Below are 26,121 nucleotides of genomic sequence, written 5' to 3'. Positions count from 1 at the left end.
TTATGCTTACTTATTTTACTTTGAAAAAAAGGAAGAAAAAGGTTAGAATATTCTAAAGAGTTTCCCCTTTTATTATAGAAGGAAGTGTATATATGAAAATTATGGACTATTACATTCGGTTAAGATTACATGCGCAAGATCAACAAAATATACGAAATAGCTTACAAGAGTTAGCAGATATTTTATATTGCAGTACGAAAAACGTAAAAATTTTATTAAAGAAGATGAGTGAGGAGCAATTAATTCGCTGGACTCCCGGGCGAGGCCGCGGGAATAAAACGGAAATCCTATTTATACATAATTTCGTAGAAGCGATTGAGTCCTATACAGATGAACTGTTAACGCAAGAAAAGTTAAAGGATATTTTTCTTCTTTTAAAAGAGCCCCTACCCTTTGCACTTCAAAAAAAAATAGAAAATAAGCTACATCATCATTTTGGATACGAACCTTCAAATGATATGTATGACATATTAAAGATTCCTATATCAAGAAAGATATTCCCATTAGATCCGGCTTTTGTGGCTGTAACAACGGAGAGCCATCTTACGAGTCAAATTTTTGACACGTTAGTCGTTTATAACGATGTTACTGAAAAAATGGAGCCACACATTGCGCATACGTGGGAATTAAGTGAAGACGGGCTTACGTGGACCTTTTATTTACGAAAGGATATACATTTTCATAACGAAACAGTTTTAACTTCTAAAGATGTACAATTTTCATTTGAACGATTAAAGCAAGTTCACTCTCCTTTCGAATGGTTAACAGAAGAAATTGTTCAAATCGAAACACCATCACCACTACAAATACGGTTCCATTTAGCAAAACCCAACTTTTTTTTCTTACACTATGTAAGTTCCATGCAACTAGCTATTTTGCCGCGTGATGCTAGTATTCAAAATCATCATTATGTAGGTACTGGACCTTTCAAACTTGCTCATTACACTGAAGACAATATCGTACTCGAAGCGTTCACCCATTATTTTAAAGAGCGTGCGTTACTAGACCGTATTGAATTTTGGGGTATTCCTGATCATGTGCAAATATATGCTGATTATGAACTACCAAATGAAGAAGAAAATGAAAGACATGATATACAAATAGAAGAAATAGGTTGTATTTATGCTAGCTTCAACTTTACAAAACCTGGTCCTCATCACGACATGTACTTTCGAAAAGCTTGGAGAGAACTATATGACGTTGAAACGATACTTCGTAGCATAGAGGGTAGACGGACAATTGCTGCATCAAGCTTTTTCCCTGAAAGAAGCCGCAAAGCTACTAAAAGGTCCTACTCTTTAGAAAAAGCGAAAGAGTATTTAAAAAAGAGCACCTATAATGGCGAAACGATACATATTTACTTCTTCGCATTTAAAGATAGTGCAAATGACGCACATTTCCTAAAGGAACGTTGCGAACAATTAGGAGTACACGTAGAACTTCATCCATTTCTCGTTTCAGATTATATGGATCATTCTATTGATAAACACGCCGATATTATTTTCATGGGAGAAGTGTTTGCTGCCGATCATGAACTTGCATTCTTAAATGTATTTAAAAATAAAAGTTGCTTCGTAAATAGGTTCATGGACCCACACTATGAAAACCAAATTAACTGTTTACTTGATACATTTTTATTAGAAGAAAATAAAGAAAAACGCTATGAGCTCATGTATGAGATCGAAGAATTTGTACAAGCAGAACAAATCATTTTATTTAACTATCACGTTTTAAAGAGAAAAACATATCCCTCTTCCTTAAAAAACGTAACAATTGATTCATTCGGCTGGGCAAATTTTGCAAAATTATGGATACAGCCATCCATGCCTTAAAATGTGAGTTTTTATAAAAGGAGAGGAACCATGAAAAGCACCCTAGAAAAAAGACTTTCTTATCTATACACAGGTGAGTTATTTTCAGTCATTACTTTTATTTTCACAAGTTACTTACTTAATTATGCTTATCCTACGTTACATTTATATTCCCTATATTCTTTTTGGGGATCATTTCTTCTTTTAGAGTTTATCTTATTGCAAGGAGTAATTTACTGGTACGTAAAGTGGAAACGACTAAAAAAAGAGAAAACATCTGTTACCCCTATTAGGGTGGTTCAATATTTAAAAATACTTCAAAAGATAAATATAGCATTCATTATCACAGGATTTATTACGTTTACTATTGATTTTATAATTTGGTATCCCCACTTACCTTTAGGCGGGCTATCATTCACTCTATTTATTTATATTTTCGCATTACTTGAGTACATTAACTATTATCATACTCAGCTTTCATACGATAACATCCCTGATATTAAACATTTAATCAAATCAAAAAAACTAAAACAGTCCTGTATAAGTAAAGATTTTCAACGTATTTCATGATAGAGAAGGTACTACATCCTTAGTAGTACCTTCTTCACAATACAAACTATTATTGAATTACTCCATCTAGGTGATCTTTCAAGTTCAATACATATTGCTCAATATTCGGATGCTTCACCACATCATAACAAGCAAAGCTCTTTAACGGACTCATGCCAAGAAACTTTTGCACGCGGTGTAAATGGCTAAGCGTTGACTCTAAACTTTCCCCTTCAAAGAACTTCGTCTTATCTCCAAATGCCTTTTCAGGTGCATTCCAAGTTGTAGAAAACATATACTTTTTCTCTTTTAATAAACCACCTGTTCCATATTCATCAGCCCCTTTAAAGAACAAACCATATTCATATACTTCATCCATATACGTTTTAAATAAGCCCGGTACACTAAACCAGTAAATCGGTGTTTGATAAATCACAACATCGGCCCATAAAAACTTCTCTTGTTCTTCTTTAATACTATAACCATCTTGAATCGTTGTTGTTTTCACATGATGCTTCTCGCTTAATACAGTTATCATATAATCAACTAACGTTTTATTTAATCTACCTTCCTTTGTACCGTATTTTTCATGTCCATTTATAATAAATATATTTTTCATCGCTTTTCTCTCCCTTATTTTACTCCCCGGCTATTAACCCAAGTTGCTGTTTCAGCGTAAGATTATCTTCTAAATGCCAGTCTTCCGTTATCTTTCCGTCTTTCACATGTAAAATATCAATTGCCAAAAAATTGATTTTCTTATCCTTATGCGTTCCTGTAAAAGAAAGACGAGCTGTTACTTTATCACCGACGACTAATAAATCTTCAATCTCGCAATGTATATTAGGAACGACTTTACGAAAATTTTGTGCCGCAAACTTTAATCCTTCAGTGCCTTGTGGTCGCCCTTTCGGCAATGTATTATCGGAAAAATTTTCAGAAACAGTTTGCAGAATAAGTTCCTCCTTACCTGTATCCCAAAATGCATAAAAACGCTGCGCTGCATGAACCATTTCGGTCGCTTCCTTTTTACTTAGTGAGGGATCAATTGTCATTGCTTTTGGCTTCGGCATTTCTTTTAATAACTGGATTTCCGTTTTTTGTTCCCCGCTACATGCTACAAGTACAATACAAACAACAAACAAACTAAGGAATCCAAACAACTTTTTTATCCCCATGAAAATCACCTCCTCCTTCATACAAACCCTTTGTATTTCGTATTGCTATTGTATATGCACTAACTTCCTTTATGGAAGTAGTGATATTTTTTTCATATAGTTACCAAAAGTATAGTTTTGTGATACTATAAAGCAAATTCATCCAAAAAAATTTTATGGAGGCTAGTTCCATGAACAATATAGATCCAGTTGAATTAACGAAAGGTTTACCTGGCATACCTTGTCCTATCGCTAAAACACTTGACGTAATTCGTACAAAATGGACGTTTTTAATCATTCGCGACCTTCTTATCGAAGGAACATTACGCTTTAGTGATTTACAAAAATCAATGGACGGGATTAGTCCGAAAACATTATCACTTCGCCTAAAAGAATTAGAATCTCAAGGTATTATAACGAGAAAAGTATATCCAGAAGTTCCGCCTCGTGTAGAGTACACATTAACGGATAAAGGAAAGCAATTAGAGGGGATTTTCATTGAATTAAAACGGTTTGGATTAAGCTTATAAAGTGAAACTTTAATCAGTTGGAGTTTTCTTCATCCCCCACCTAAATTCTTTGCTTTCAGTGAATTTTGAGGTGGGGGTCTTACTGCCCATTAAAGCGGGATAAAACAAAAACCCCTTACCATCGTAAGGGGTTTTATTACTTCGCAAAACTTTCAGCTAGCTGTTTCTCTCTCCACATAAATGTAATGCCGAGACCAACTATTAAAACAACTCCTGAAAATGCATATGGATAATGAATATTCATATCAAATAATATTCCGCCCATCGCTGGCCCTGCAATATTTCCTAAACTCGTATAAGTCGAGTTCATACCAGCAACGAATCCTTGCTCTTTTCCAGCTGCTTTTGATAAAAACGTCGTTAAAGCTGGACGAAGCAAATCAAATGCTAGGAAAATGAAGCAAGTAACGAGAAGTACAATCCAATAATTAAAGACTACAGTTGAAACAAACGCTAATACTGCACCTACAATTAAACATATTTGAATCAACACTTTTTCACCGAACATATCAACCAATTTACCAAACATAAATACTTGGACAACTACCCCAAAGATGGAGCTAATCGTAATAATTGCCGCAATATCTTTCGGTGTGAATCCAAACTTATGATCAGAAAATAGACTAAACACAGTTTCATACGCTGATAATCCGAATGCGAGAACAAATACGATAATAAATGCAATTGCATACATTGGATGTAATGATTTCTTTAAATCACCAATAAAACTTGATTCTTTCGTGTTAGCAGAAATCTCTGCAAGTTCTTCTTTCGTTAACGGTTCTTTTAAAATAAAAATCGAAATTACACATGCTATAAAGGCAATTGCTGCTGCAACGAAAAACGGCACACGTATACCATACTCTGCAATAAATCCGCCAATTCCAGGTCCTATAATAAAACCAGTACTAATCGCTGCTGATAAATACCCCATCGCTTTTGGACGTTCCTGCATAGATGTAATATCCGCAACATATGCCGTAACACCAGGCATAATAAACGCCGCACTAATTCCGCCTAACACCCGTGCTGCATAAAGCATCCACACATCTTTTCCTAATCCAAAAAGAAGTTCTGAAACACCAAAAATAAATAATCCAATGATGATCATTTTCTTCCTACCGTAAAGATCGACCCACCGGCCTGTAATAGGTGACGTAATGAGCTGAGCCATTGCGAATACTGCAACGAGATAACCCATCGTCTTACCTGTTAAATTCATGTCATTCATAAAAGACGGCATAACCGGAATGATTAATCCAATCCCTAAAAAAGCGATAAATATATTACTCAAAAGAATGACCAATACCATCTTTTGTTCTTTTATCGGTTTCTTCACTTTTTAACACCTCTTCCCGTAAGTTCCTCAAAAAAATAATGCCCAAGAAGCTTTTTCTTTATCCTGCTATTTGTGGGCTAATCATGAGTAGAGATGCCCCACTCATTAGAATTTCACTCTATCCTTCCACACATACATACGCATTAGGTGAATGACTATCATTCAGTTTTCCTCAAAAATGAACCTACCTTTTCAGACAGGTTCATCTTACTACTTCTTTATATGTAGTGCATGTGTTAAAAAATCTAGTACTTCTGCCTTTTGTAGCTCGACTTGCTCATCATCTTTATGGTCATATAAATAAACTTGTTCCGCTGCAGATTCAACAAGAGCGATAAATAACTTAGCCGTTCTTTCCGCGTGAACCGAATCACGAATTTCACCAGCTTCTTTCGCCGCACTTAAAAACTCGCTTAGCCACATATAAAGAGGCTCATACACAGCTTCCCATTCTTTTATATGTTCTGTAGATGCAAGACCCGCATACATTAAAGCTTGTATTTCACGATATTCCGCTATAAAGTGAAACACCGCATCTATTACTTGCGTCACTTTACTTGAGAAAGGCGCATCATTTTGCACTTTTTCTTTCACTGCAAGTATCATCTTTTCAACCATCACTTCTGCTATTGCAGGCATAACAGATAACTTAGAAGGAAAATATAAATAGAAAGTTCCTTGTGCAATGCCAGCCAATTTCACGATATCAGAAATCTTCGTTTTTTCAACGCCCTTTTCCTGAAACACTTCAATAGCTGCATAGACAATTTTTTCTTTTTTATTCATCATCTAAACCCTTTCACACACATATTGAATGACTGTCACTCATTTTATAAGATAATCGATTGTACTGTCAATGATAGTGAACTCTAAGAGGAAATCATTTTTTAATAATAAAAATCTCCTAATAAACCATTAGGAGATAAATACAATATATCTTTAAGAAAGAGCCTTCAATCCTGTCACTCCGCATACAATAAGAGCCACACTAATGATACGTGCTTTACTTTTCGACTCACCAAACAGGAACATGTTTAATAAAACGGCACCTGCTGTTCCAATACCAATCCAAACCGCATAAGCGACACTTACTTGTAAAAATAAGAAAGATGTATACAAGAATGCGAAGGATGTAGCAAATCCACCTATATAAATTGCACCATTTGCTAACGTTTTATCTTTACTATACATTTTAAGACCAATCACACCGACTATTTCACTAATTGCAGCACAAAATACGAAAAACCAACCCATCTTTAAGCAGCTCCTTCCACAGTTTCTTCTTTATTATCAGCCAGCTTTAAACCGATAACACCGGCTACAACCATCACGATAAAGAATAGTTTCCCTACACTGAAACTTCCACCGAAAAGGAATACATCCATTAAGAAAGTACCTACCGTACCAGCTCCGGCAAAAATGGCATATACAGTCCCTGTCGCAAGATGTTCACACGCTTTAGAAAGGAAGTGAAAATCAACAGCGATAACTCCTAAAATAATAATCCAATGCCACCAAGTATCCGCGGTATTAAAACCAAACACCCAAAAAATTTCAAAGATACATGTTAATATGACATATAACCAAGCTCTATTTTTCATACCTCTCACCTCTTATGACTGACTATCAGTCATTTTTGTTTTAAAAAAAATATACTCCTTCATCACTACTATATAAACAACTATCATCCTCATTTACCATTTATATTTGTTCCATTGCCAAACTAACTAAATCCTGCCACACGAAAATGACTGAATGTCATTCATATGTATTGTACATGAATATTTTAAAAACTGTCAATACCGAAAGATTATTTAAAATTTCTTTCATCCGATTTGTATATTTCCTAATAACCTGTCAATACTGCTAGTAACATAATATTTTCTCCACTCCCCCTTGGAGAGATCCCTTGAATAGAGCAGTTAGCTTTTGCTAGCTGCTCTTTTTTATTTGCCGGCACACTATGAGATCAAATCCATTTTTATCATAAAGAATTAAGGGTCGGATTATGTTTTCTATTTACTTTCCAAAGAGGCCTTATATGCAATAATTTTATTCTCCAGCATCTTTTCTGTAATGACTAAGTTTTCTCTTTGAATCTGAATAGATTTCCTATGATCTTCTAGGAGCTGCAAACGAGCTTCGGTTGTATGCTCCCCTTCTAAATATAACCTAGCATATTCTCTTATTTTCGCTATCGGCATTTGCGTTTGTTTTAATTTCATGACAAACTGCAACCACTTTATATGTGACTCTTCATAAAGTCGATTCCCATTTGTATCGCGATTTGCAATTAATATATTTTCCTTTTCATAATAACGCAGTGTATGTGTGCTCACTCCTATTAATTTAGCCACCTCACTAATTGTGTACATACTTTAACTCCCTCCACGTGCTTACCCTCATACATTTTATAGCCTTATTAAATTGATAAAAAACATTTGACTTAGAGTATACTCTAACAAATAAAATCTAACCATAATACATTTATTTGAACTTAGGAGGATTTTATATGAAATACACAGTTATTACTGGTGCTAGTTCTGGAATTGGCTATGAATCGGCTTTAGCCTTTGCATCTCGCGGAAAGAACTTAATACTTGTAGCTCGAAGACAAGAAGAATTAGACGGATTAAAATTGAAAATTAACGAAATGCATCCAGAGTTGGATGTTGTCATTCGAAGAACGGATTTATCCATCACAGAAAATGTTTATAAGCTTTATGAAGGCCTACAAAACTTTCAAATTGAAACGTGGATTAACAACGCAGGTTTTGGTAATTTCGCCTCAATTGCTGAACAAAATTTAAATAAAATCGAAACGATGTTACATGTAAATATAGAAGCATTAACGATACTCTCTTCTCTTTTCGTTCGAGATTATTCAATGGTTGATGGAACACAGCTTATTAACGTTTCATCGGGCGGCGGATACACGATTGTTGCTGATGCTGTTACGTACTGTGCTACGAAATTCTATGTAAGTGCATTTACAGAAGGGCTGTCTCACGAACTGAAGGAACAAGGCGCAAAACTGCAAGCAAAAGTTTTAGCTCCTGCTGCAACTGAAACAGAATTTGCAAAACGTTCATTTGATATTGATGAATTCCAATACGATAATGTTGTACCTAAATTTCACACTGCAAAACAAATGGCACAATTTATGCTTGATCTTTACGAAAGCGATAAAGTTGTAGGGCTTGTCGATGGTTCTACTTATAACTATGAGCTTAAAAATCCCATTTTTAATTTTGCGGTAAGAAAAACGAATTCAAGTTCTTAAATTCCCCTAAAATATAGATGCCCACTATTACGTAAATAATAGTGGGCCTTTTTTCTCTCTGAAAATTTCACCCAACATATCGAATCATCGCCACCTCATCACAATAATCCACCTTTGGACAATGTCTACAATCGATCCATACTTTCTCTGGTAACGCATCTCTATTCACAAAATCAAACCCGCACTTTTGAAAAAATTCCGTTTCATATGTTAAAGAAATGACTCTATTCACTTTTATTTTCGCTGCCTCATTTATTACATGGTTCACTAACATACGCCCGATTCCTTTCCCTGCATATGTATGCGAGACGACTAACGACCGGACTTCTGCAAGGTCCTCCCCTAACACATGTAAACCAGCAACCCCAACAATCTCATCGCTTTCTTTCACAACATATAAACATTGTAAATATTGATAGAGAGATAAAAGAGAACGTGGTAAAACTACTCCTTCTTTTGCATAAGCTTCAATGAGACTATAAATTTCTTTCACATCACTCGTAACCGCATTAAAGATTTTCATATTATATCCCCTTGTCCCCGATATTAATATTTATAACCTAAATTGAATTTTAATACATAATTTTATATAATAATACATCTCTCTTTTCTCCCCGTCAATCACTTTATACAAACAAAAAACCAAGCAATCTAATCGATGCTCGGTTCCTCATTTCGGATCGGTAATACTGTCGAATATTTAATTTCACGAAGTGCTAAACTCGTCTGTATCCTTGTAATACCAAGTTTATTCAGCTTTCGAATAAACTGCTCCAGCTCTTTACGATCACGATTTGCAACTTTTAATAAATAATCATATTCTCCTGTTAAACAGTGACATTCTAACACTTCTGGCATCGACTCTAATTCTTTTTCCAACACGTCAAGTTTATCCGATTGATGAATATTCGTACTCATAAAAATGAAGCATAACAAATCAAAACCAAGCTTTTCTTGATTTAAAATGGCTACTTGCTTATCAATGAACCCTTCTCCATCTAATCTTTTTATTCTCGCATGCATCGCAGCTGGTGATAAATTAACGCGGCGTGCTAGCTCTGCATTACTTACTTGTGACTCCTTCTGCAATATATCTAAAATTTGTACATCTAAATCATCTAACACTTTAATAACAGACGACTCCATTACAATGCCCCCTTTTTCTTACCGATGATTATTCGAAAAAACACCTTACAACTTATATAAAAATGAATATCATTCCGTAAATACCATTAGAAACAAAACATTTTATCAACTTTTACCCATTATACAAAAGAATATATTACACAACGAAGAAAAATGCTAAAATTGTTTACAATTCACATTGATTATAACAAAGGGGATTTTAATATGCCTTATTTTTATGTCTTTTTACTATTATTAACGAGCTTATTATGGGGAGGAAATTTCGTCGTTGGAAAATCGCTCGTTGATCACGCATCACCGATGACACTAACAAGTTTAAGATGGATGATTGCGATCGTTTGTTTATTACCAATCGTATGGTTTAAAGAAAAGAAAATCATTCCACCTCGTGCCGCAATACTTCCGTTAATACTAATGGGAATCTCAGGGGTCGCTCTTTTTAACATCTTTCAATTTCTAGCACTAGAAAAAACATCCGCAACGAATGTAGGGCTTATTTCTACATTAAATGCGATTTCAATTGCACTATTTTCAGTATTATTTCTAAAAGAAAAAGTAAATACACTTCAAATTCTATCCATGATTCTTTCATTCTTTGGGGTTATTCTTGTCCTATTAAAAGGTAACTTTGCACTTTTATTTTCACTACATTTTAATAGCGGCGATTTATGGATGATTGCGGCTGTTTGTATTTGGGGAATCTATTCTGTTTGTAGCAAATGGGCAACAAAAACAACGACACCACTCATGGCAACATTATACTCTGGTATTTTCGGCGTTATTCTATTACTGCCATTTAACATAGGAAGCTTCACTGTTACAAACATAAATACTTCTTTCCTAACATCACTTTTATATACTGGGCTTATTTCTACCGTTCTTTGTATGGTGTTTTGGAATATTGGCGTGCAAAAATTAGGAGCGACTACATCCGGTATTTTTCTAAACTTCAATCCGATTTTCACAGCTATTTTAGCATTCCTTTTCCTCGGTGAAGAACTAACGTGGATACAAATTTTAGGGACAATGATCGTTGTGACAGGATGTTATTTATTTTCTCATTTCAAAACGGTTACTGTTCAACCAACTAGAGCTTTAATGCGAAAACATTCTTAATGAAAAAAACATCGTCATCCGGGTGGCGATGTTTTTATTTACTCTTCATTTCTTTTATATACCGCTTTTCCTCTTCTGGCGATAAACGTTCCGTCGCTTTGCCGGTATCTCCACCTTGAATTTCCCACAAAAAGTTATGCTCCTCAACTGTTTGTGAAAAATCTCCTTTTTCCCATCTATTTATAATAGAAAATAACTTCATTTTATATTGAAAACCTGTACTATTTTCAATATCTCTTTTTACATTAAAAATTTCCTTTTTTGTCATTTCTAAAAATCCCCATTTTTCGGAGGATTTTACTTTTTGGTGCACCATTTTATGCATAGTAGAAATAATTTCACCTTCACTAGCTTGTGGAGATTCTTCTGCAACTTTCTTCTCTTTTTCGTTTTCCGCTTGCTCAATTTGAATATTTTTATTCTCTTTTTCCACATATGCAAGCAATTTCTTTCCACCAACTATAGACGTGATAATTACTATAATTGTAATACATATGCCTACAATCCATTTAAAAAGCATTAGCTCTTCATCGCTTCCTTAACAATATAACTGTCTACATACTGCTTAAACTTCACGATTTTTCCGTTCTCCAGTTGCCATACGTGAACAAACTCTGCTTCAAATGATTTTCCCGTTTCTTTATAAACTCCTGAATAAACACCTTCAGCAATAATTACATCTTTTCCGTTTACTTCATGGTACATATTTACACTCGCCTTAAAATCATCCCATTCTGATCCTAATCGGCTAAATACATTTTCCATTATTGCTTCTACACCTATATAAGTTCCCCCGTACGGGAATCCTTCTGCCTCTGTCCATTCTATTTTTTCAGAGAGGGCTTCTACTAAATGTTTTGCATTTGAAGAAGCTGATCCTTCATACGTGCTTCGAATAATTTCTAAATTTGATTTAGGCATGTTACTTCCTCCCGTTTTATTTATTTTTTACACAAGTCGTAATCACATCAGTTACAACTTGTGTAAAAAAATATTTAAATTATTTTATTCTTAACCAACTAGTTGTAATCATTATAGTTACAATTATGATTCAAGTCAACAATTTATAAATAAGTTTACTTCACTTTCATTACTTTCTCTTTTACGAAACGATCTACATATCCTTCTGCTTTTACAACGAATAAATACGCACCCATTGCTAATAATGCAAGATCTAATTCATACCCTGGATTCTTTCCATCTCCTAATAAACCTGCTGCTCCATTTACCTTTACGATAGCCCCAGCTAAAATAAGAGCGAATAATAGTCCTACATATCTTACGCCTAAACCGATAATTAATAATATACCACCAACTAATTCAACTGTTGCTACGCCGTATGCAAGACCACCTGGTAAGCCGATGCTTGTAAACCATCCTGCTACGTTATCGATACCTGATTGAAACTTCGCTAAACCGTGCGCAAAGAATGTCACTCCTAACACGATACGAATAATTAAATTCCCAATATATTGGTTCATTTTGAACTCTCCTTTTTGTTTTGTTATGGTGAACTTTTATTTACAAGTCAAAACAATACGGTATTTCATTTCATTCGTCAAATACTTTTTTTAAGAAAACAAAAAACATTATCCCTTTTACGGATAATGTTTTCCTACAGAATAGTGCTAATTCAAGCTTTTACTCTATTGCATAAAAAAGTTGAAACATTTTTCCAGCGCCAACATACGGCAATAAAGACAAGTCCTCTTCTACAACCATGCCAACAACATTCACTTTCTCATCTTTAGGCAAATCATGTGTGGCAACTTGCATCTCTCCTGCATATCTACCGTACAATTCATTATCAATTGTAATGCTGCCTTTCTTTCTTGCAATTGTATGCATCGGCTTTAAAATCACTTTATTTCCTTCTCTTGATTCAACTGAACGAATGACATCACGAGCTGGATCTAGTCTATTTGTATGCACTCGCTCCACCACTTTTAACACTTCACTTTTCTCTATCAATGGCTCGTATCGCAGCGGAATAATTCCTCTACTCGCACTCGCTATCTCTTGTACACTTTCTATACTTCCGCTTATATCCCCGATTAACACCTTATCGACACCACAATCTTGTACAAGTTCTAAGTACGCTTCAAGTGGGCGCATATTGCGGTGCTTTTCTAACGTTGGTAAACCTTCACATAGCGGACCACGTTTTTCACCATCTCCCGGAATAAATGCCATCGTTTTTATTCCGCACTCATGTAAGTATTCGTTTTGTTTTTGTAAAAAGGACTTTGCTAGTCCTGTTTCTGGACGCGGATAAAAATTATGCCAAGCTTCTACATTCTCTACTTTTATATTTTCTATGATTAACTCTTTCCAAAATGAATCTGTAATCGTACTCGCATTTAAAGCTACTTTCATTTTATGAGATACGCGTACGATTTCTTTCGGCGTGATGCCGTAGTCCATTCTTAAGCCTGTAATGCCCCAGTCTAATAGCTCCTCCACATTTTCATACGTCATCCCTAAATGATGTAACGATTTTGGAGAAACATCGACCATTAATTCCATTTCATATTTGAGCGCTTGTTTCCCAAGTATTTGAATTAGCTCTTTGTACGTACCAGGATCATCTTCAGGAATGTGAAGTGATGTAAAAATAGATGAAAACCCGTTTTCCTTCGCTACTTTTAGCCACTCTTCTTGCTTCTTTACTCGTTCTTTTGAAAGATAAATTGAAACTCCTATCATATGAATCTCCCTTTCTATGAATAGAAAAAGAGAAAGGAATCCCTTTCTCTATATGTTTTCTGCCATTTCTTCTTTAAAGCCAAAGAAGTACGTAAAAATGAATCCGAAAGTATATGCCACTACTAATCCAAGGAAATATAATAAATATTTATTATCAGCAATTAACGGAATTAATGATAACCCTGATACACCAATTCCGAGTGCGGCTGTTTTCATAACTGCTTGGAATGCACCGCCAACTGCTGCACCTAAACAAGCTGTAAGAAACGGTTTCCCAAGTGGTAATGTAACCCCGTATAATAACGGTTCGCCAATTCCTAAAAATCCAACTGGTAATGCACCTTTAATTACGTTACGAAGTCGTTTGTTTTTCGTTTTCACATAGATGGCAATCGCTGCTCCTACTTGCCCAGCTCCAGCCATCGCGAGTACTGGTAATAAAGGTGTTACGTGCGTTTGATTAATAAATTCCATATGAATTGGTGTTAAACCGTGATGCAATCCGACCATAACGAGAGGTAAAAATGTTCCAGCAAGTACTGCTCCCGCAAATGCGCCGCCAATACTTAAAATACCATTAATTCCGCTTGTAATTCCTTCAGATAAGAAACCTGCTACCGGCTGAATGGCTAACATCGTTACAATACTTACGACTAACACAGTAATGAGCGGTGTCACGATAATATCAACTGCATTTGGCACTGCTTTTCGAACTTGTCTTTCTACTACAACCATAAGCCATGCTGCAAAAATAACTGCAAACAATCCGCCCCGTCCGGGTACGAGCGCTTCACCAAATAATTTTACATTCGCCATCGCCGGGTTAAAAATTAAAATACCCGCAATCGCCCCAAGAACTGGTGTCCCGCCAAATTCTTTCGCTGTATTCCAGCCGACTAAAATTCCTAAGAATGTAAAGATACCGCCACCAATGAGTAGTAGCATTTGTAGCCACGTTGCATTCGGATCAGCACCTGCGTTTTTCGCAAAGTTAGCGACCCCGTTTATAATTCCTGAGGCAACAAGACCTGGAATTAACGGAATGAAAATACTTCCTATTTTTCTTAAAAAGTTTTTCACTGGTGTATTATTTTTCTTCTTAATCTCTGACTTCATTTCTTGCCCAAGGTCTTCAAGGTGATGATCTGCCACCTCACCGATTCGCAGTCCCGTTAAACCTTCCATTTCAGCTGCTACTTTATTTACTGTCCCTGGGCCAACAACAACTTGAAGCGTCTCATCTTCAATAACGCCCATAACCCCTTCAACCTTTTTCAAAAGGTCCATATTCACTTTACTTTCATCATGAAGCGTTAATCGTAGCCTCGTCATACAATGAGCAATGCCACGAATATTTTTTACTCCCCCAAGTTGCTCTGATATTTCTTTGGCCATTCTCTCTTCTTTCTTCATAATAGAATCCCCCTCCCTATTATTTTATAGTGCCTTCTTCACGAACCCTTTCGCTTCTTTTAATTTCTTCAGTGCTTCCCCATACTCACACTGTAGTAACACCATAACAATCGCAGCTTTCACATTACGTTCTGCTTTTTCATAACACTCTGCTGCTATTTCATAGCTCACACCTGTTGCTTCCACAATAATGCGTTTTGATCGTTCTACTAACTTTTCATTTGTAGATTGAACATCTACCATTAAGTTTTTATATACTTTCCCCACACCAATCATAGAAGCTGTTGAAATCATATTAAGTACTAATTTTTGCGCTGTACCAGCTTTCAAACGCGTTGAGCCTGTTAAAATTTCTGCGCCTGTTTCTACTTCCACATTTAGTTTTGCATATTTACTTATTTCAGCATTTTTATTACAAGAAATACTCGCCGTGCTCGCTCCCACGCTAGCCGCGTACTTCAAACCGCCAATTACATAAGGAGTTCGACCACTTGCCGCAATTCCAATCACTGTATCTTTCTCATTTAATCCAATACTTTTTAAATCTTCTTCTGCTAACTCTTCGCGGTCTTCTGCACCTTCCACCGCCTTAGTAAACGCTTTCAATCCACCTGCTATAAATCCTTGTACCATTTTATCATCTGTGCCAAATGTCGGCGGACATTCCACCGCATCCAAAATACCTAAACGGCCACTCGTACCAGCCCCAATGTAAATTAATCGTCCCTCATCTTCAAAGGATTTAATGACAATCTGTACAACCTTTTCAATTTCTTCTATTTCATTTTCAACTGCTAACGCAACAGTTCGATCTTCTTCATTCATACTTTGTAACACTTCTTTTATACTCATCTCATCTAAATTCATCGTCTTCTCATTACGATGTTCTGTCGATAAATTTTCTAACATATTATCACCTGCTTTGAAATTTAATTTCATACTTTCATTATAACTTTAAGAAATTTAAAATCAATATTACTTTATTATTTTATGAAATTTTATTTCTTTTCATGACGAATTTATGTCAGTATACAAAAAAAGATGGGTTCCCCCACCTTCTCATTTTAACTTCCGTAACCGTAGAGCTTCTTCCCTTGTCTCCATAAATTGATCCAGCACTTTATTACCAATACGATTAAAAGTAATCACATATAAAGCATCAATCATATTCAGCTGTGTCATCCTCGAAGCAATACTCGCAATACGATGATCTTGCTCTACATCTGGCATACAAAGACGAATATCCGCTTCTTTATATAAAGGTGATGATTGGTCAAGCTTTGTAATCGCAATAACTGTTGCACCTTGTCTCTTCGCATATTGCGCCATTTCAAGTACATCTTTCGTACGACCAGATGTTGAAATGGCAACAAATATATCGCCCTCTTTTAAATTCGTCACAAGCGGCAACATCATATGAAAATCTGATAGCATCATCGCTGTAAATCCGAGCCTTGTAAATTTATAAGCCCCGTCCATCGCAGGAGTAGCTGATCCGCCTACTCCATAAAATATAATTTTATCTGCATTTACAATACGATCTGCAGCTTTCTCAAGTTCCTTTTTATCTATCGCAGTAACGCTCGCCTCAATTGCAGCTTTATTCACATACGTAACTTTATTAAACAAATCATACGGTCCATCTTCCGTATTCATAACTGAAAAATCATTAATATTATAATCAGCAATCGTCAATTCACGAACGAGCGCTATTTTAAATGCTTTAAAGCTTCCGATTCCGATTGACTTACAAAAGCGAACAACACTTGCTTCACTCGCGCCTGCATTCGTTGACACTTCTTTCGTCGTTAAGTTCGGAACAATCTCTGCATTCTCCATTATGTACATGGCAACCTTCTTTTCAGCTGGTGAAAATTGATCCATATTACTTTCAATTTTAAATAGTAATGTTGAAGCTTTCACTATTTAACCTCCACTTCTTACGGTTGCGTTCACTTATTTTCTCTTGCTTCAAGAAGGTAAAAACCATCATCGCCAGGAGGATGAAACACATTTACAATGCGATTCCCTTTTTGATAAACAGTTCTTTCCCCTTCTGTCCACTTCTTTTCCCAACCGTTCATCCAAATCGCAACATCAGGTAAAAAAGCAGTATATTTCAGCTTCTGGTCGTACTCACCATCTGCTTCTTCCGAGAAAATAGAAACCGGAAAATCTTTCACTTTTGATTCTTTCCATGCAGTAAATGGTATGCACAATACAAGAAGTATAATTACACCTATAATCTTTCCCTTCGTAATCCTCAAACACATCCCTCTCCTTGTCATATCACATACATAGATTTTACCATAATTACAAACCTTTCACGCCACATGACTATTGCTTTTTTCCAATAAAAAAGAGCTTACCTACATCAGATAAGCTCTTCCTTTCTATACAAAATACTTCTTCAAAAGCGGCGGCGTAATAATCGTCGTTAATATAACAACAATAACAATCGATGTGAAATTTTCTTTCGCTAATAAATTCGCCGCAAGTCCATTCGCTGCGATGATAAGCGCCACTTCTCCGCGCGAAACCATCCCCGCACCAATACTAATAGAAGATTGAAGGTTGAACCCTGTCAGTCTTGCTCCTAAACCTGATCCGATTAACTTTGTAAAAATTGCAATAAGCGTCATGATGATAATGAACCAAAGCTGGCTTCCGATACCATGAAATGTAATTTCCATTCCAATACTTACGAAGAACACTGGTACAAATATCGCATAAGCAATCGGTTCAATTTTATGTTCTACTTCGTGCTTATACTCTGTTTGCGAAATGGCAATCCCAGCTGCAAATGCCCCAATAATACCTGCAATCCCCATCATTTCACTGTAATACGAAAATGAGAAACAAATAATAAGAGCTGCACTAATTAACGCTTCTGTTACGCGAAGTGGTACGAGCATTTTCATAATCCATGGAACAACTTTCCAAGAGATGAAAACGATACTTACAAAAAAAATAATTTTCTTTGCAATGACAAGCGTTACATTTACATCTTGTGTACCTAAAAAACTCATCACAAATGCTAATAAAATAACAACAATTACATCATCAAATACAGCTGCACCTAAAATCGTCGTACTTTCTCTCGTATTCATTTTCCCTAAATCTCTTAGTGTTTGAACAGAAATACTAACGGAAGTGGCACAAAGTAATAACCCTAAAAAGATCGCATGCGACTGTAACATTCCAAACGCAAGTCCCGCTAAATACCCACCAAGGAATGGGAAAATAATTCCTCCCATCGCTACTGCGAATGCAGATTTCAAATTTCGATTTAACTCTTCTAAATCTGTTTCAAGTCCTGCCATAAACATAAGTAGTAAAACACCAATTTCACTCAGTTCATCAATGAGTTCAGAACTATTAATAATACCAAGTACAGCCGGACCGATAATAATACCAACGATTAATTTACCAAGTACAGAAGGCTGGCCAAGCCTAACGCTAATATCACCAGCTAATTTCGTACAAAGTAAAATGACGACAAGTTCAAAATAAAATAACATAACATCTTCTCCTACTTTATAAAGTAAAACTTTTATGAGTGGTTTTGTCACTCTGTTAACCCTCGTCCATTCCTGCCAGTAGTTTCCCCTATTCATTCGCATTTTATTTGTCACATTTTTATTTGACAAAATATTCTGAATTATAATAAAATTAATCCAGCAATTTTAAAAAACAACCTACCATAACTGTACCTCCATTTACTTATATACTCTTTTCTAGTGGGCTCATACTATATTCGCAGTTATGAAAATGAAAAAACGGGGGGAGTCCAAAGTGAAGTCATTATTACGAAAAAAACCGCTTAGTACTGAATCACCACGGCAGTTAGATAGAACATTAACTGCACTTGATTTAACATTTTTAGGAATTGGCGCCGTAATTGGGACAGGGATCTTTGTATTAACAGGTATTGTCGCAGCGAAACATTCTGGTCCTGGTATTATGTTATCATTCCTTATTGCTGCATTTACTTGTGCTTGTGTAGCCTTTTGTTATGCTGAATTTGCTTCTTCTATTCCTGTCTCAGGAAGTGTGTACACTTACGCATATATGACAGTCGGAGAAGTCGTCGCCTTCATCGTCGGCTGGTGTTTAATGCTCGAATATTTACTTGCAGTCGCGGCAGTAGCTGTCGGTTGGTCTGGTTATTTACAATCTTTACTACAAGGATTTAACATCCATCTGCCCACCATAATAGCCTCGGCCCCTGGCGTAGGAAAAGGCGGCATTATCGATTTACCAGCTGTTTGTATTTTACTACTCATTACGGGACTTTTAAGTTTCGGTATACGCGAAAGCGCACGCATTAATAATATTATGGTTCTTATCAAGTTAGCTGTTATTATCGCCTTTATCGTAGCAGGGGCAAAATATGTAAAACCTGAAAATTGGACTCCGTTCATTCCATTCGGATACGACGGTATCATTACTGGGGCTGCCACTGTATTCTTCGCCTTCTTAGGCTTTGATGCAATCGCAACCGCTGCAGAAGAAACGAAAAAACCACAGCGCGATTTACCAATTGGCATTATCGGTTCCCTTCTTATTTGTACTGTTTTATACATGATTGTATCTTTCGTTTTAACAGGTATGGTTCCGTATACACAATTAGATGTTTCTGATCCGGTTGCGTTTGCCTTACATTTCGTTGGCGAAGATACAATTGCAGGACTACTCGCTGTTGGGGCGATGACTGGAATGACAACCGTTCTCTTAGTCGTTATGTATGGACAAGTTCGCGTTTCGTATGCAATGAGCCGCGACGGTTTACTTCCAAAAGCGTTAGCACGTGTGAATAAAAGAGTAAAAATCCCTTTATTAAACACGTGGATTACTGGCGTTGTGTCAGCTTTATTAGCAGGACTTTTAGACTTACATTTACTAGCGAATTTAGTAAACATCGGTACGTTAACAGCATTCACATTCGTTTGCTGCGCTGTACTTATTTTACGAAAAACACATCCTGATTTAAAACGTGGATTCCGCGCACCTTTCGTACCTGTATTACCAGTTGTTGCAATTCTTTGCTGTTTATATTTAATGATCAATTTGTCTAAAACGACATGGATAAGCTTTGCAGTTTGGCTCCTAGTCGGCTTATGCTTCTATTTCTTCTACTCTAGAAAACATAGTCATTTAGCTACTGAAAAAACAAATGATGAAAAGAAAAAAGCATAACAAAATAGCTCGCCGATAAAACGGCGAGCTACCTTCATGTCTGATTATTTTTTTCGTTAACGATTGTAAAATGAAAAATATGCCGATGCAAGCTGTAAACGATGCCCAATTTCCTATCGGTGTAGCGTATTTAAAAACGCCAATACCTACAAGCAATAGGAAAATAATCACCTGATATATAAGCTTCCACTTTTGCATATGTTCCCTCCTTTACTTCGTTCCCTTCTTTTTCTTCTTCCATGCATTTAAACTATCAAAGAAGAAGTTAATAAATAACGTGCCTAAACCCGCTAATAAAAACGTCATTAAAAATAGAACCCATATACTTTTCTCTTTTAAGAAATAATATCCTACAAGGAGCACAACCGCGATCCATACATATTCAAGAATTCTTTTTAGCTTTTTCTCTTCCAAATTATTCGCTCCCTCATTCTATGCTATTTTTAGTATAACAAAAAAGAAGCCTATCATGATAAGCTTCTTTTTCTTCTCTCTTATTTGCTTATGCCTTTTTCAACGAGTGAAATCGCATATTCTATCGTACGATTCATCGTTTCTACTTGTGCATCTTTTACTTTCGCATCTTTTAATACAGCTTCTGCCACTGTAATTTTTTGACTCAATGATTTCACCGAACCGTCCGTTACATTTGCAGCTTGCGCTTTTTTCACTACTGCTTTTGCAGATTCAATATTGATTTGTAATTTTTCTTTCAGTGTTTTCGGTTGTTCTTCTGCCACTTTTGATTGTACAAATGTTACATTAGCTGTTTTTAATTCGTTATACGTTTGGACGATTTGCTCTCCAGTACTTCCTACATTTTCAAATGCTTGCTTTGCAGTGTTATAGCTTTTCTCTAATGCTTGAAATGCTTCCTTTGAATATTGACCTGGTTTGTCACCAAACTCATACGTACCAGCTAACACTTCTTTTACTTTTCCAAGCTCTTCATGTAACGCGTTTACTTGCTCTAATTTTGCACGATTAGAAAACTCATTATATGCTGCTAATACTTCTGAAGAACTTAATGCTTTACTATATAATTTTGCAAGCGCAATTTGTCCATTTAGCGGAATACCACCATTCCCATTACTATCAGGGTCTGCTCCAAGCGCAAATGGTACGTTCGGGTGATATACTTTCCCTGTAGCTGGTTGGCTATTTAATTTTTTACCATCTACGTAAATTGCTACTTCACTTCCGTTATACGTTCCTGTTAAATGATACGTTTTATTTGCCTCTAATTGAACGCCAACACGTTTATAACTTCCACCAATATGAGCCCATAATTCTACATAACCACTTCCTGTAGATTCAAAACCAATTCCGCCGCTCTCTGTATTTTGTAAAATACCTTGTCCGCGAATTTCATTCATTGAAAACACAGTTTCTAATGTAAATGTATTTGCTACTTTCTCTTTTTGTGCTGCTGAAAATGGAAGGTATCCAAATGTATTTGCTTTTCCGTTTAGCTTCATAACATTCTTTTTCAATGCTTTATCATATTCAATAGTCACATTACCCTTAACATCACCGTTTGTACCAAATGATGAATTGTCTTTAAATGTACCATCTGCAAAGTTCACATCAAAAACATCCGCCTTTGGTACTTTCACATTCGGGTCAATATTATCTTTTTTCGTAGTAATCTCTGCCGTTAATGGTTGTACACTTTCGTTGCCGAATGAATCAATCGCAACAACTTCCAGTGTATATGTTTTCCCGCCATCTAACCCTGCCAGTGTAAATGTCAGCTCTTTCGGCACTGGATCACGATAAAACTCTGAGAATGCTAACAATTTATTCTTTATTTCTCCCGTTTGCTTATCTCTCGCTTGTACACGGTAAGAATGAACAAGAAGGTTGTCCAACGCTTGCTGAAATGTTACTGTTGCTGCATTTTCTGTTACATTTGATACCGACAACTTCGCATCTTTTGCAAAGTATGGCTTTTCTTTATCACGATCTTCTACATGTGTAAATGTTTCTTTCTTTGATGGCAACTGAATTTTCCACGGTTCGCCTGTCCAAGAATTTGTATGGAAATCACGGCGATTAATCGTTACTTCTTTATCATCTACTTCTACTAATAAACCTTGGCTTAATGTACTAGCTCCTGACGGGATATTTCCTTGTACTTTACCACCTTCAACCTCCATATAACTTACTGAAGATGTGCCAACTGATGTAAAGTCTTTTTGATGAATCGATCTTGGATCATCTAACGGATAATGTGAATGACCTGAAAACGTAATAACTTGTGGGTATTGTTTTAATACCTCATTAATTTTCGCACTATCTTTTGTTCCCCATTCTTGGCTACCGTATACTGTATCTTTAATATGTTGGTGTAAAAATACGAAAATCGGCTTTTCTGGATCATCTTTTTGTGCCTTTTCCATTTCTTCTTTTAACCAATTAATTTGTTTATCTGAATAATATCCATGAGTTGTCCCGTCCTCTGGAGACATAACAAGGAAGTGATAACCCTTTACCACGTTATGATAATAAATTGATTTCATACCTGTTTTTTCTAAGAAACGCTTCTGCGCTCCTTCTACAGATAAACCGTTCCAATAATCATGATTTCCTAAAGAATTCATTCGTACCGCATCTTTATTTGCATTTTCATTATATACTTGCATGAAACGATCATATTGTTGTACCGATCCTGAATCAGTAAAGTCTCCCACAATTACGAACGCATCTTGTTTAGGTGCAAGTGTATTAAGTTGCTCGATTGCTCGTTTCCAGCGAAACGTATCATCCGTTCCACTATTTTTAATATGTACATCACTTACGACTGGAAAAACGATCTTCTTCTCACTTGGTGCCTTTTCTTGCTTCTTCTCTTCCGCTTTGACTGATGTACTCCACGGAAATGATACGAACGCTAATACAAAAACCATTAATAATCCAATAAGGCCTTTTACTTTTCGTAAAATATTTCTTTCCACGTGAATCCTCCTCATAATAATTGATTCATTACAAGGGCTATTTTATCTAAAACATATTAATGCCGTTTAAATAACAAATTAACTTTATTAGATTTTTGTAAATATACAGTTAATTAGAAGTTAAGTCCAACATTCCTCGTACTATTGTATACAACCACCTTTTGTCTAAAAGAGTCTGATTATTCTTTTCCTATGACTATTCACATATAATCTTTTCTATAACACTAATGATAAATTAAAGTTTAAGCCTATTGGACAATCTTAATTTTTAACATTTCCTTCTTTTTTAACACATCGGCCATGCTTCTACATTTAATAGTAGTAAAAGACAACTTAAAAGGAGGGGGTATATTGAAGAATAAAAGAAATATTGGCTGTTTCGCTCCTTTATCTATTATTTGTCCAGACCCTTGTCCACCGTCCCCTCCCCCAAATCCAAATTGCGAGCGAGTAACAAATGAATTTGCAGGGAATTTCCTCATAACTAATAACACCATCCCATCTGCCAAAGATGCATTACAGTCAATGATACTATGGCAAAGTGATGGGATACTACTTATATCAGGTACTGTCTCGGTTTACAATAGTACTAGCAGCACAGAAGCAATTACAATTCAAATCACTGGAGCAGTAACTAATGTTTTCACTGTGTTTCCTGGTAATACAATATCGTACACAGGAAAAGACTTAGAGTCAGTCAGGATTATCAATATACAAAGTAATCCTTCACTATATTTAGAAGGTAAGTACTGTTGCCAATTTACATGTTGCTTATAAAATACTAATTTCATTACGTCCTTAATAAAAAAAGCATACCATTTACGGTATGCTTTTTTATGAAATCGGATAACGTACAGTAATACAAAACTCTCCTTGATTAACAGTTGTGCCTGTCGTAGTAATTCGAACAGTTGTAAAATATCGTACAGTGAAAGTACCACTACTTTGCGGTTGAACAGTAACAGTATCAACTACCGTAGCACCTACTAAAAAATCAACTGTAATTGGAGCCGCCCCTACATCATATTTCACGTAACCTGAACCATATACTTCTTGTGTAATATTATTCGTATATACAATTTGAGTACCAGCACCTGTAATAGACCAGTCTGTACATACTTGATCTTGCACAAGTGTTTTATTAGAACAACAAGACAAACTGGAACTTCTCATTCCCATTTTGATCCTCTCCTATTCTGCTATGAAAGTGGATAACGTGTTGTAATACAAAATTCTCCCTGATACGTTCCAGCAGGTGTTGCAGGTAACACGACTTGTATAATATCAAAACGACGATACGTAAACCCGATACTCGTTCCCGAATTTAATGTTTGTGTATCTAGTACAGTACCAGCAGAATCAAGCACCTCTACAGTAATTGGACCTGGTCCAACATCATATTTAACAAAACCAGTACCAACTACGTTTTGGCTAATATTATTTGTATAAAGAACATTATCAATTGCTGTTGCAACTACAGTAGCAGACCACGGACTACACACTTTATCTTGTACATAATTTTTATCTGGACAACAAGTTAATGCAGCCCCTGAGCACTCACAAGACATAGTTGTTTCCCCTCTCTCTTTTTTTATTCCCTATATGTGTATGTCCTTTAGAGTCTTTTGCCTGTACTATTCATCTATTTTCAAAAAATAAGAAAACTCCTGTACTAATGACTAGATAGATTCCGTTCTATTTCTTTTTTTCATAAATTTATAGATTAAAATACCACCTACAACAATAACTACGACTAGTAATATCGGTAGCATATATTGTCCAACAACATCCGCCGCTTTTGCCCAATGCGGACCTAATTTCATCCCAAAATAAATATACAAAGTCGTTAACGGGAACATTGCTACAAATGTATATATACTAAATTTCCATATGTTCATTTTTGCCATACCACATGGAACAGAAATAAGCGTTCGAACTCCCGGTACAAAGCGTCCAACAAATGCTACAACTGGTCCATATTTCTCAAAGAAATCATCTGCTTTTTGAATTTGTTCTTCTTTAATAAAGAAGTATTTCCCGTACTTTATTAATAGAGGACGACCACCGTAATAACCGAGTGCGTATAACGTTAATGGTCCTGTCGTTCCCCCCAGTGTTCCAGCTAATACAGCTAGCCAAAAATTCATATCCCCCTCGTACACCCAATATCCAACCATGGGCAACACTACTTCTGCTGGAATAAATTCAAACGTTAATGCTAACACAACTCCAAAATAAGAAAACTGCTTTAAAAACTCGATTATATCTAAAATAATTTGCTCCATATTTTTAACTCCTATCCTACGTTTACGTTATGCTTTTCTTGTAATTGAACTGGCGCCATTTTTACAATTCGGTTCAAAATGAATAACACAATTCCAATATCATCTAAAATACCGATAAACGGCAGGAAGTCTGGAATTAAATCGAGCGGCATCGCAACATACCCAACTAAAAAAGCAACAGATAAAATTTTCTTCTTTATTGAAACCTCTTTTGAAGTAAAAAAGTCAAATAGGAATGGAACGAAACGACGGACATGAAATACAACTCTTAATCTACTAATAAGTTTTTTCATTTTTATTTCTCCTCTCTTTGTATACAAAAAGGACCCTACCAAATATGGTAAGGGTCCTAAAAAAGACAATAAGGGGCCTTTACCATTGCTGGTAAAGGTCTCACTAACAACGAAACGTTGCCAATAAAGCCGAGGGTTTCTCCCTGTAATGACGACTTTATTGTAATAAGTTACTCCCCTTTATACACAATTTTATACACTCACATTAAAATATTTCAGAGGGCTTGTCAATATATTTTATATCCCAATCCCTCCTGCTTACCCTTCCGTAAAAAACAAAAAACGTATAGGAAATTTCTTACTATCTCATAATATACATAATCATTTTTGAATGAAA

The 26,121-nt window shown here is 35.8% G+C and carries 31 protein-coding genes; 7 read left to right on the top strand and 24 right to left on the bottom strand.

The features are described 5' to 3' along the window. The first annotated feature begins 92 nt into the window (after positions 1–92). Both ACSG5Z_RS17095 and ACSG5Z_RS17090 read left to right on the top strand, forming a co-directional pair. The gene (locus ACSG5Z_RS17095) at positions 93–1,832 is read left to right on the top strand and encodes an SgrR family transcriptional regulator (RefSeq protein WP_435711806.1); all 1,740 of its coding nucleotides are present in this window, start codon (positions 93–95) and stop codon (positions 1,830–1,832) included. Positions 1,833–1,862: 30 nt separating this feature from the next. After that, complete coding sequence (locus tag ACSG5Z_RS17090) at positions 1,863–2,381, top strand: general stress protein (protein ID WP_262750358.1); 519 nt, start codon at positions 1,863–1,865, stop codon at positions 2,379–2,381. 49 nt (positions 2,382–2,430) lie between these two features. Here ACSG5Z_RS17090 and ACSG5Z_RS17085 read toward each other — a convergent pair whose 3' ends face one another. Next, the gene (locus tag ACSG5Z_RS17085) at positions 2,431–2,979 is read right to left on the bottom strand and encodes an NAD(P)H-dependent oxidoreductase (RefSeq protein ID WP_435711805.1); all 549 of its coding nucleotides are present in this window, start codon (positions 2,977–2,979) and stop codon (positions 2,431–2,433) included. A 19-nt stretch (positions 2,980–2,998) separates the two neighbouring features. Continuing rightward, on the bottom strand, positions 2,999–3,538 hold the full coding sequence (locus tag ACSG5Z_RS17080) for an ester cyclase (RefSeq protein ID WP_137012787.1): 540 nt from the start codon (positions 3,536–3,538) through the stop codon (positions 2,999–3,001). A gap of 170 nt (positions 3,539–3,708) precedes the next feature. Here ACSG5Z_RS17080 and ACSG5Z_RS17075 point away from each other — a divergent pair, with 170 nt between their 5' ends. After that, complete coding sequence (locus ACSG5Z_RS17075; RefSeq protein ID WP_001059468.1) at positions 3,709–4,047, top strand: winged helix-turn-helix transcriptional regulator; 339 nt, start codon at positions 3,709–3,711, stop codon at positions 4,045–4,047. A 136-nt stretch (positions 4,048–4,183) separates the two neighbouring features. On the opposite strand, the gene ACSG5Z_RS17070 is transcribed toward ACSG5Z_RS17075, so the two are convergent. From ACSG5Z_RS17070 to ACSG5Z_RS17050, 5 genes are all read right to left on the bottom strand, one after another. Continuing rightward, positions 4,184–5,386: an MFS transporter gene (locus ACSG5Z_RS17070; RefSeq protein WP_088062081.1), complete on the bottom strand. Its 1,203-nt coding sequence runs from the start codon at positions 5,384–5,386 to the stop codon at positions 4,184–4,186. Positions 5,387–5,596: 210 nt separating this feature from the next. Then, positions 5,597–6,175, bottom strand: a complete 579-nt coding sequence (locus ACSG5Z_RS17065; RefSeq protein WP_001993037.1) for a TetR/AcrR family transcriptional regulator — start codon at positions 6,173–6,175, stop codon at positions 5,597–5,599. Positions 6,176–6,325: 150 nt separating this feature from the next. Next, positions 6,326–6,640 (bottom strand): DMT family transporter, encoded by a 315-nt coding sequence (locus tag ACSG5Z_RS17060; RefSeq protein ID WP_000539670.1) that lies wholly within the window; start codon positions 6,638–6,640, stop codon positions 6,326–6,328. A 2-nt stretch (positions 6,641–6,642) separates the two neighbouring features. Continuing rightward, a complete protein-coding gene (locus ACSG5Z_RS17055; RefSeq protein ID WP_000796014.1) occupies positions 6,643–6,987 on the bottom strand; it encodes a DMT family transporter in 345 nt (114 codons plus the stop codon). Positions 6,988–7,401: 414 nt separating this feature from the next. Beyond that, complete coding sequence (locus ACSG5Z_RS17050; RefSeq protein ID WP_046957245.1) at positions 7,402–7,761, bottom strand: MerR family transcriptional regulator; 360 nt, start codon at positions 7,759–7,761, stop codon at positions 7,402–7,404. A gap of 137 nt (positions 7,762–7,898) precedes the next feature. On the opposite strand from ACSG5Z_RS17050, the gene ACSG5Z_RS17045 reads away from it, so the two are divergent. Then, positions 7,899–8,669 (top strand): SDR family NAD(P)-dependent oxidoreductase, encoded by a 771-nt coding sequence (locus tag ACSG5Z_RS17045; RefSeq protein ID WP_435711804.1) that lies wholly within the window; start codon positions 7,899–7,901, stop codon positions 8,667–8,669. Between the two features lie 67 nt (positions 8,670–8,736). Here the strand turns inward: ACSG5Z_RS17045 and ACSG5Z_RS17040 are convergent, their stop codons facing one another. Next, a complete protein-coding gene (locus ACSG5Z_RS17040; protein ID WP_048545675.1) occupies positions 8,737–9,192 on the bottom strand; it encodes an N-acetyltransferase in 456 nt (151 codons plus the stop codon). A gap of 128 nt (positions 9,193–9,320) precedes the next feature. Continuing rightward, positions 9,321–9,815, bottom strand: a complete 495-nt coding sequence (locus ACSG5Z_RS17035; protein ID WP_048545677.1) for an Lrp/AsnC family transcriptional regulator — start codon at positions 9,813–9,815, stop codon at positions 9,321–9,323. Between the two features lie 204 nt (positions 9,816–10,019). Here ACSG5Z_RS17035 and ACSG5Z_RS17030 point away from each other — a divergent pair, with 204 nt between their 5' ends. After that, a complete protein-coding gene (locus tag ACSG5Z_RS17030; protein WP_137035381.1) occupies positions 10,020–10,931 on the top strand; it encodes a DMT family transporter in 912 nt (303 codons plus the stop codon). A gap of 34 nt (positions 10,932–10,965) precedes the next feature. Here ACSG5Z_RS17030 and ACSG5Z_RS17025 read toward each other — a convergent pair whose 3' ends face one another. The 9 genes from ACSG5Z_RS17025 to ACSG5Z_RS16985 all read right to left on the bottom strand — a co-directional run bounded on the left by ACSG5Z_RS17025 (position 10,966) and on the right by ACSG5Z_RS16985 (position 18,667). After that, the gene (locus tag ACSG5Z_RS17025) at positions 10,966–11,451 is read right to left on the bottom strand and encodes a PRK06770 family protein (RefSeq protein ID WP_435711803.1); all 486 of its coding nucleotides are present in this window, start codon (positions 11,449–11,451) and stop codon (positions 10,966–10,968) included. Then, positions 11,451–11,852 carry a nuclear transport factor 2 family protein gene (locus ACSG5Z_RS17020; protein WP_340436061.1) on the bottom strand — a complete coding sequence of 134 codons (402 nt, stop codon included), beginning with the start codon at positions 11,850–11,852 and terminating at the stop codon, positions 11,451–11,453. The genes ACSG5Z_RS17025 and ACSG5Z_RS17020 overlap by 1 nt, the downstream gene beginning before the upstream one ends. Before the next feature lie 155 nt (positions 11,853–12,007). Continuing rightward, the gene (locus ACSG5Z_RS17015) at positions 12,008–12,412 is read right to left on the bottom strand and encodes a DoxX family protein (RefSeq protein ID WP_087985777.1); all 405 of its coding nucleotides are present in this window, start codon (positions 12,410–12,412) and stop codon (positions 12,008–12,010) included. Positions 12,413–12,572: 160 nt separating this feature from the next. Then, positions 12,573–13,637, bottom strand: a complete 1,065-nt coding sequence (locus ACSG5Z_RS17010) for a DUF871 domain-containing protein (protein ID WP_435711802.1) — start codon at positions 13,635–13,637, stop codon at positions 12,573–12,575. 48 nt (positions 13,638–13,685) lie between these two features. Next, complete coding sequence (locus ACSG5Z_RS17005) at positions 13,686–15,050, bottom strand: PTS transporter subunit EIIC (RefSeq protein ID WP_000711311.1); 1,365 nt, start codon at positions 15,048–15,050, stop codon at positions 13,686–13,688. Between the two features lie 24 nt (positions 15,051–15,074). Further along, on the bottom strand, positions 15,075–15,959 hold the full coding sequence (murQ, locus tag ACSG5Z_RS17000) for an N-acetylmuramic acid 6-phosphate etherase (protein WP_088608447.1): 885 nt from the start codon (positions 15,957–15,959) through the stop codon (positions 15,075–15,077). Positions 15,960–16,109: 150 nt separating this feature from the next. Continuing rightward, complete coding sequence (locus tag ACSG5Z_RS16995; RefSeq protein ID WP_000648163.1) at positions 16,110–16,973, bottom strand: MurR/RpiR family transcriptional regulator; 864 nt, start codon at positions 16,971–16,973, stop codon at positions 16,110–16,112. 29 nt (positions 16,974–17,002) lie between these two features. After that, the gene (locus ACSG5Z_RS16990; RefSeq protein WP_046956701.1) at positions 17,003–17,317 is read right to left on the bottom strand and encodes a hypothetical protein; all 315 of its coding nucleotides are present in this window, start codon (positions 17,315–17,317) and stop codon (positions 17,003–17,005) included. Between the two features lie 126 nt (positions 17,318–17,443). Next, on the bottom strand, positions 17,444–18,667 hold the full coding sequence (locus tag ACSG5Z_RS16985) for a cation:proton antiporter (RefSeq protein ID WP_435712023.1): 1,224 nt from the start codon (positions 18,665–18,667) through the stop codon (positions 17,444–17,446). Positions 18,668–18,845: 178 nt separating this feature from the next. On the opposite strand from ACSG5Z_RS16985, the gene bcaP reads away from it, so the two are divergent. Next, entirely contained in the window at positions 18,846–20,249 is a 1,404-nt protein-coding gene (gene bcaP / locus ACSG5Z_RS16980) for a branched-chain amino acid transporter BcaP (protein WP_088608446.1), read from the top strand. A 210-nt stretch (positions 20,250–20,459) separates the two neighbouring features. Here the strand turns inward: bcaP and ACSG5Z_RS16975 are convergent, their stop codons facing one another. Both ACSG5Z_RS16975 and ACSG5Z_RS16970 read right to left on the bottom strand, forming a co-directional pair. Beyond that, positions 20,460–20,663, bottom strand: coding sequence for a hypothetical protein (locus ACSG5Z_RS16975; RefSeq protein ID WP_000391504.1), 204 nt, complete (start codon positions 20,661–20,663; stop codon positions 20,460–20,462). Between the two features lie 80 nt (positions 20,664–20,743). Then, positions 20,744–23,206 carry a LamG-like jellyroll fold domain-containing protein gene (locus tag ACSG5Z_RS16970; RefSeq protein WP_435711801.1) on the bottom strand — a complete coding sequence of 821 codons (2,463 nt, stop codon included), beginning with the start codon at positions 23,204–23,206 and terminating at the stop codon, positions 20,744–20,746. A 351-nt stretch (positions 23,207–23,557) separates the two neighbouring features. Here ACSG5Z_RS16970 and ACSG5Z_RS16965 point away from each other — a divergent pair, with 351 nt between their 5' ends. After that, positions 23,558–23,983, top strand: a complete 426-nt coding sequence (locus ACSG5Z_RS16965) for an S-Ena type endospore appendage (protein WP_087985783.1) — start codon at positions 23,558–23,560, stop codon at positions 23,981–23,983. A 57-nt stretch (positions 23,984–24,040) separates the two neighbouring features. On the opposite strand, the gene ACSG5Z_RS16960 is transcribed toward ACSG5Z_RS16965, so the two are convergent. The 4 genes from ACSG5Z_RS16960 to ACSG5Z_RS16945 form a co-directional block, all read right to left on the bottom strand. Next, a complete protein-coding gene (locus ACSG5Z_RS16960) occupies positions 24,041–24,385 on the bottom strand; it encodes a DUF3992 domain-containing protein (RefSeq protein ID WP_000525813.1) in 345 nt (114 codons plus the stop codon). 20 nt (positions 24,386–24,405) lie between these two features. Further along, positions 24,406–24,774 carry a DUF3992 domain-containing protein gene (locus ACSG5Z_RS16955; RefSeq protein WP_435711800.1) on the bottom strand — a complete coding sequence of 123 codons (369 nt, stop codon included), beginning with the start codon at positions 24,772–24,774 and terminating at the stop codon, positions 24,406–24,408. 111 nt (positions 24,775–24,885) lie between these two features. Then, positions 24,886–25,491 carry a DedA family protein gene (locus ACSG5Z_RS16950; RefSeq protein ID WP_000435010.1) on the bottom strand — a complete coding sequence of 202 codons (606 nt, stop codon included), beginning with the start codon at positions 25,489–25,491 and terminating at the stop codon, positions 24,886–24,888. Positions 25,492–25,502: 11 nt separating this feature from the next. Continuing rightward, positions 25,503–25,784 carry a YkvA family protein gene (locus ACSG5Z_RS16945; protein ID WP_000733852.1) on the bottom strand — a complete coding sequence of 94 codons (282 nt, stop codon included), beginning with the start codon at positions 25,782–25,784 and terminating at the stop codon, positions 25,503–25,505. Positions 25,785–26,121 lie beyond the last annotated feature (337 nt).

Origin of the sequence: Bacillus pretiosus (assembly GCF_051294775.1) — a bacterium.
In the GTDB taxonomy this organism is placed as follows: Bacteria; Bacillota; Bacilli; order Bacillales; family Bacillaceae_G; genus Bacillus_A; species Bacillus_A wiedmannii.
Note: the sequence above shows the minus strand (reverse complement) of the source record. Positions and strands in the feature narration are given on the sequence as shown.

Coding starts and splice junctions, on each gene's coding strand:
- ACSG5Z_RS17095 (WP_435711806.1), top strand. CDS start 93: ATGAAAATTATGGACTATTACATTCGGTTAAGATTACATGCGCAAGAT.
- ACSG5Z_RS17090 (WP_262750358.1), top strand. CDS start 1,863: ATGAAAAGCACCCTAGAAAAAAGACTTTCTTATCTATACACAGGTGAG.
- ACSG5Z_RS17085 (WP_435711805.1), bottom strand. CDS start 2,979: ATGAAAAATATATTTATTATAAATGGACATGAAAAATACGGTACAAAG.
- ACSG5Z_RS17080 (WP_137012787.1), bottom strand. CDS start 3,538: ATGGGGATAAAAAAGTTGTTTGGATTCCTTAGTTTGTTTGTTGTTTGT.
- ACSG5Z_RS17075 (WP_001059468.1), top strand. CDS start 3,709: ATGAACAATATAGATCCAGTTGAATTAACGAAAGGTTTACCTGGCATA.
- ACSG5Z_RS17065 (WP_001993037.1), bottom strand. CDS start 6,175: ATGATGAATAAAAAAGAAAAAATTGTCTATGCAGCTATTGAAGTGTTT.
- ACSG5Z_RS17060 (WP_000539670.1), bottom strand. CDS start 6,640: ATGGGTTGGTTTTTCGTATTTTGTGCTGCAATTAGTGAAATAGTCGGT.
- ACSG5Z_RS17055 (WP_000796014.1), bottom strand. CDS start 6,987: ATGAAAAATAGAGCTTGGTTATATGTCATATTAACATGTATCTTTGAA.
- ACSG5Z_RS17050 (WP_046957245.1), bottom strand. CDS start 7,761: ATGTACACAATTAGTGAGGTGGCTAAATTAATAGGAGTGAGCACACAT.
- ACSG5Z_RS17045 (WP_435711804.1), top strand. CDS start 7,899: ATGAAATACACAGTTATTACTGGTGCTAGTTCTGGAATTGGCTATGAA.
- ACSG5Z_RS17040 (WP_048545675.1), bottom strand. CDS start 9,192: ATGAAAATCTTTAATGCGGTTACGAGTGATGTGAAAGAAATTTATAGT.
- ACSG5Z_RS17035 (WP_048545677.1), bottom strand. CDS start 9,815: ATGGAGTCGTCTGTTATTAAAGTGTTAGATGATTTAGATGTACAAATT.
- ACSG5Z_RS17030 (WP_137035381.1), top strand. CDS start 10,020: ATGCCTTATTTTTATGTCTTTTTACTATTATTAACGAGCTTATTATGG.
- ACSG5Z_RS17025 (WP_435711803.1), bottom strand. CDS start 11,451: ATGCTTTTTAAATGGATTGTAGGCATATGTATTACAATTATAGTAATT.
- ACSG5Z_RS17020 (WP_340436061.1), bottom strand. CDS start 11,852: ATGCCTAAATCAAATTTAGAAATTATTCGAAGCACGTATGAAGGATCA.
- ACSG5Z_RS17015 (WP_087985777.1), bottom strand. CDS start 12,412: ATGAACCAATATATTGGGAATTTAATTATTCGTATCGTGTTAGGAGTG.
- ACSG5Z_RS17010 (WP_435711802.1), bottom strand. CDS start 13,637: ATGATAGGAGTTTCAATTTATCTTTCAAAAGAACGAGTAAAGAAGCAA.
- ACSG5Z_RS17005 (WP_000711311.1), bottom strand. CDS start 15,050: ATGAAGAAAGAAGAGAGAATGGCCAAAGAAATATCAGAGCAACTTGGG.
- murQ (WP_088608447.1), bottom strand. CDS start 15,959: ATGTTAGAAAATTTATCGACAGAACATCGTAATGAGAAGACGATGAAT.
- ACSG5Z_RS16985 (WP_435712023.1), bottom strand. CDS start 18,667: ATGAATAGGGGAAACTACTGGCAGGAATGGACGAGGGTTAACAGAGTG.
- ACSG5Z_RS16960 (WP_000525813.1), bottom strand. CDS start 24,385: ATGGGAATGAGAAGTTCCAGTTTGTCTTGTTGTTCTAATAAAACACTT.
- ACSG5Z_RS16955 (WP_435711800.1), bottom strand. CDS start 24,774: ATGTCTTGTGAGTGCTCAGGGGCTGCATTAACTTGTTGTCCAGATAAA.
- ACSG5Z_RS16950 (WP_000435010.1), bottom strand. CDS start 25,491: ATGGAGCAAATTATTTTAGATATAATCGAGTTTTTAAAGCAGTTTTCT.
- ACSG5Z_RS16945 (WP_000733852.1), bottom strand. CDS start 25,784: ATGAAAAAACTTATTAGTAGATTAAGAGTTGTATTTCATGTCCGTCGT.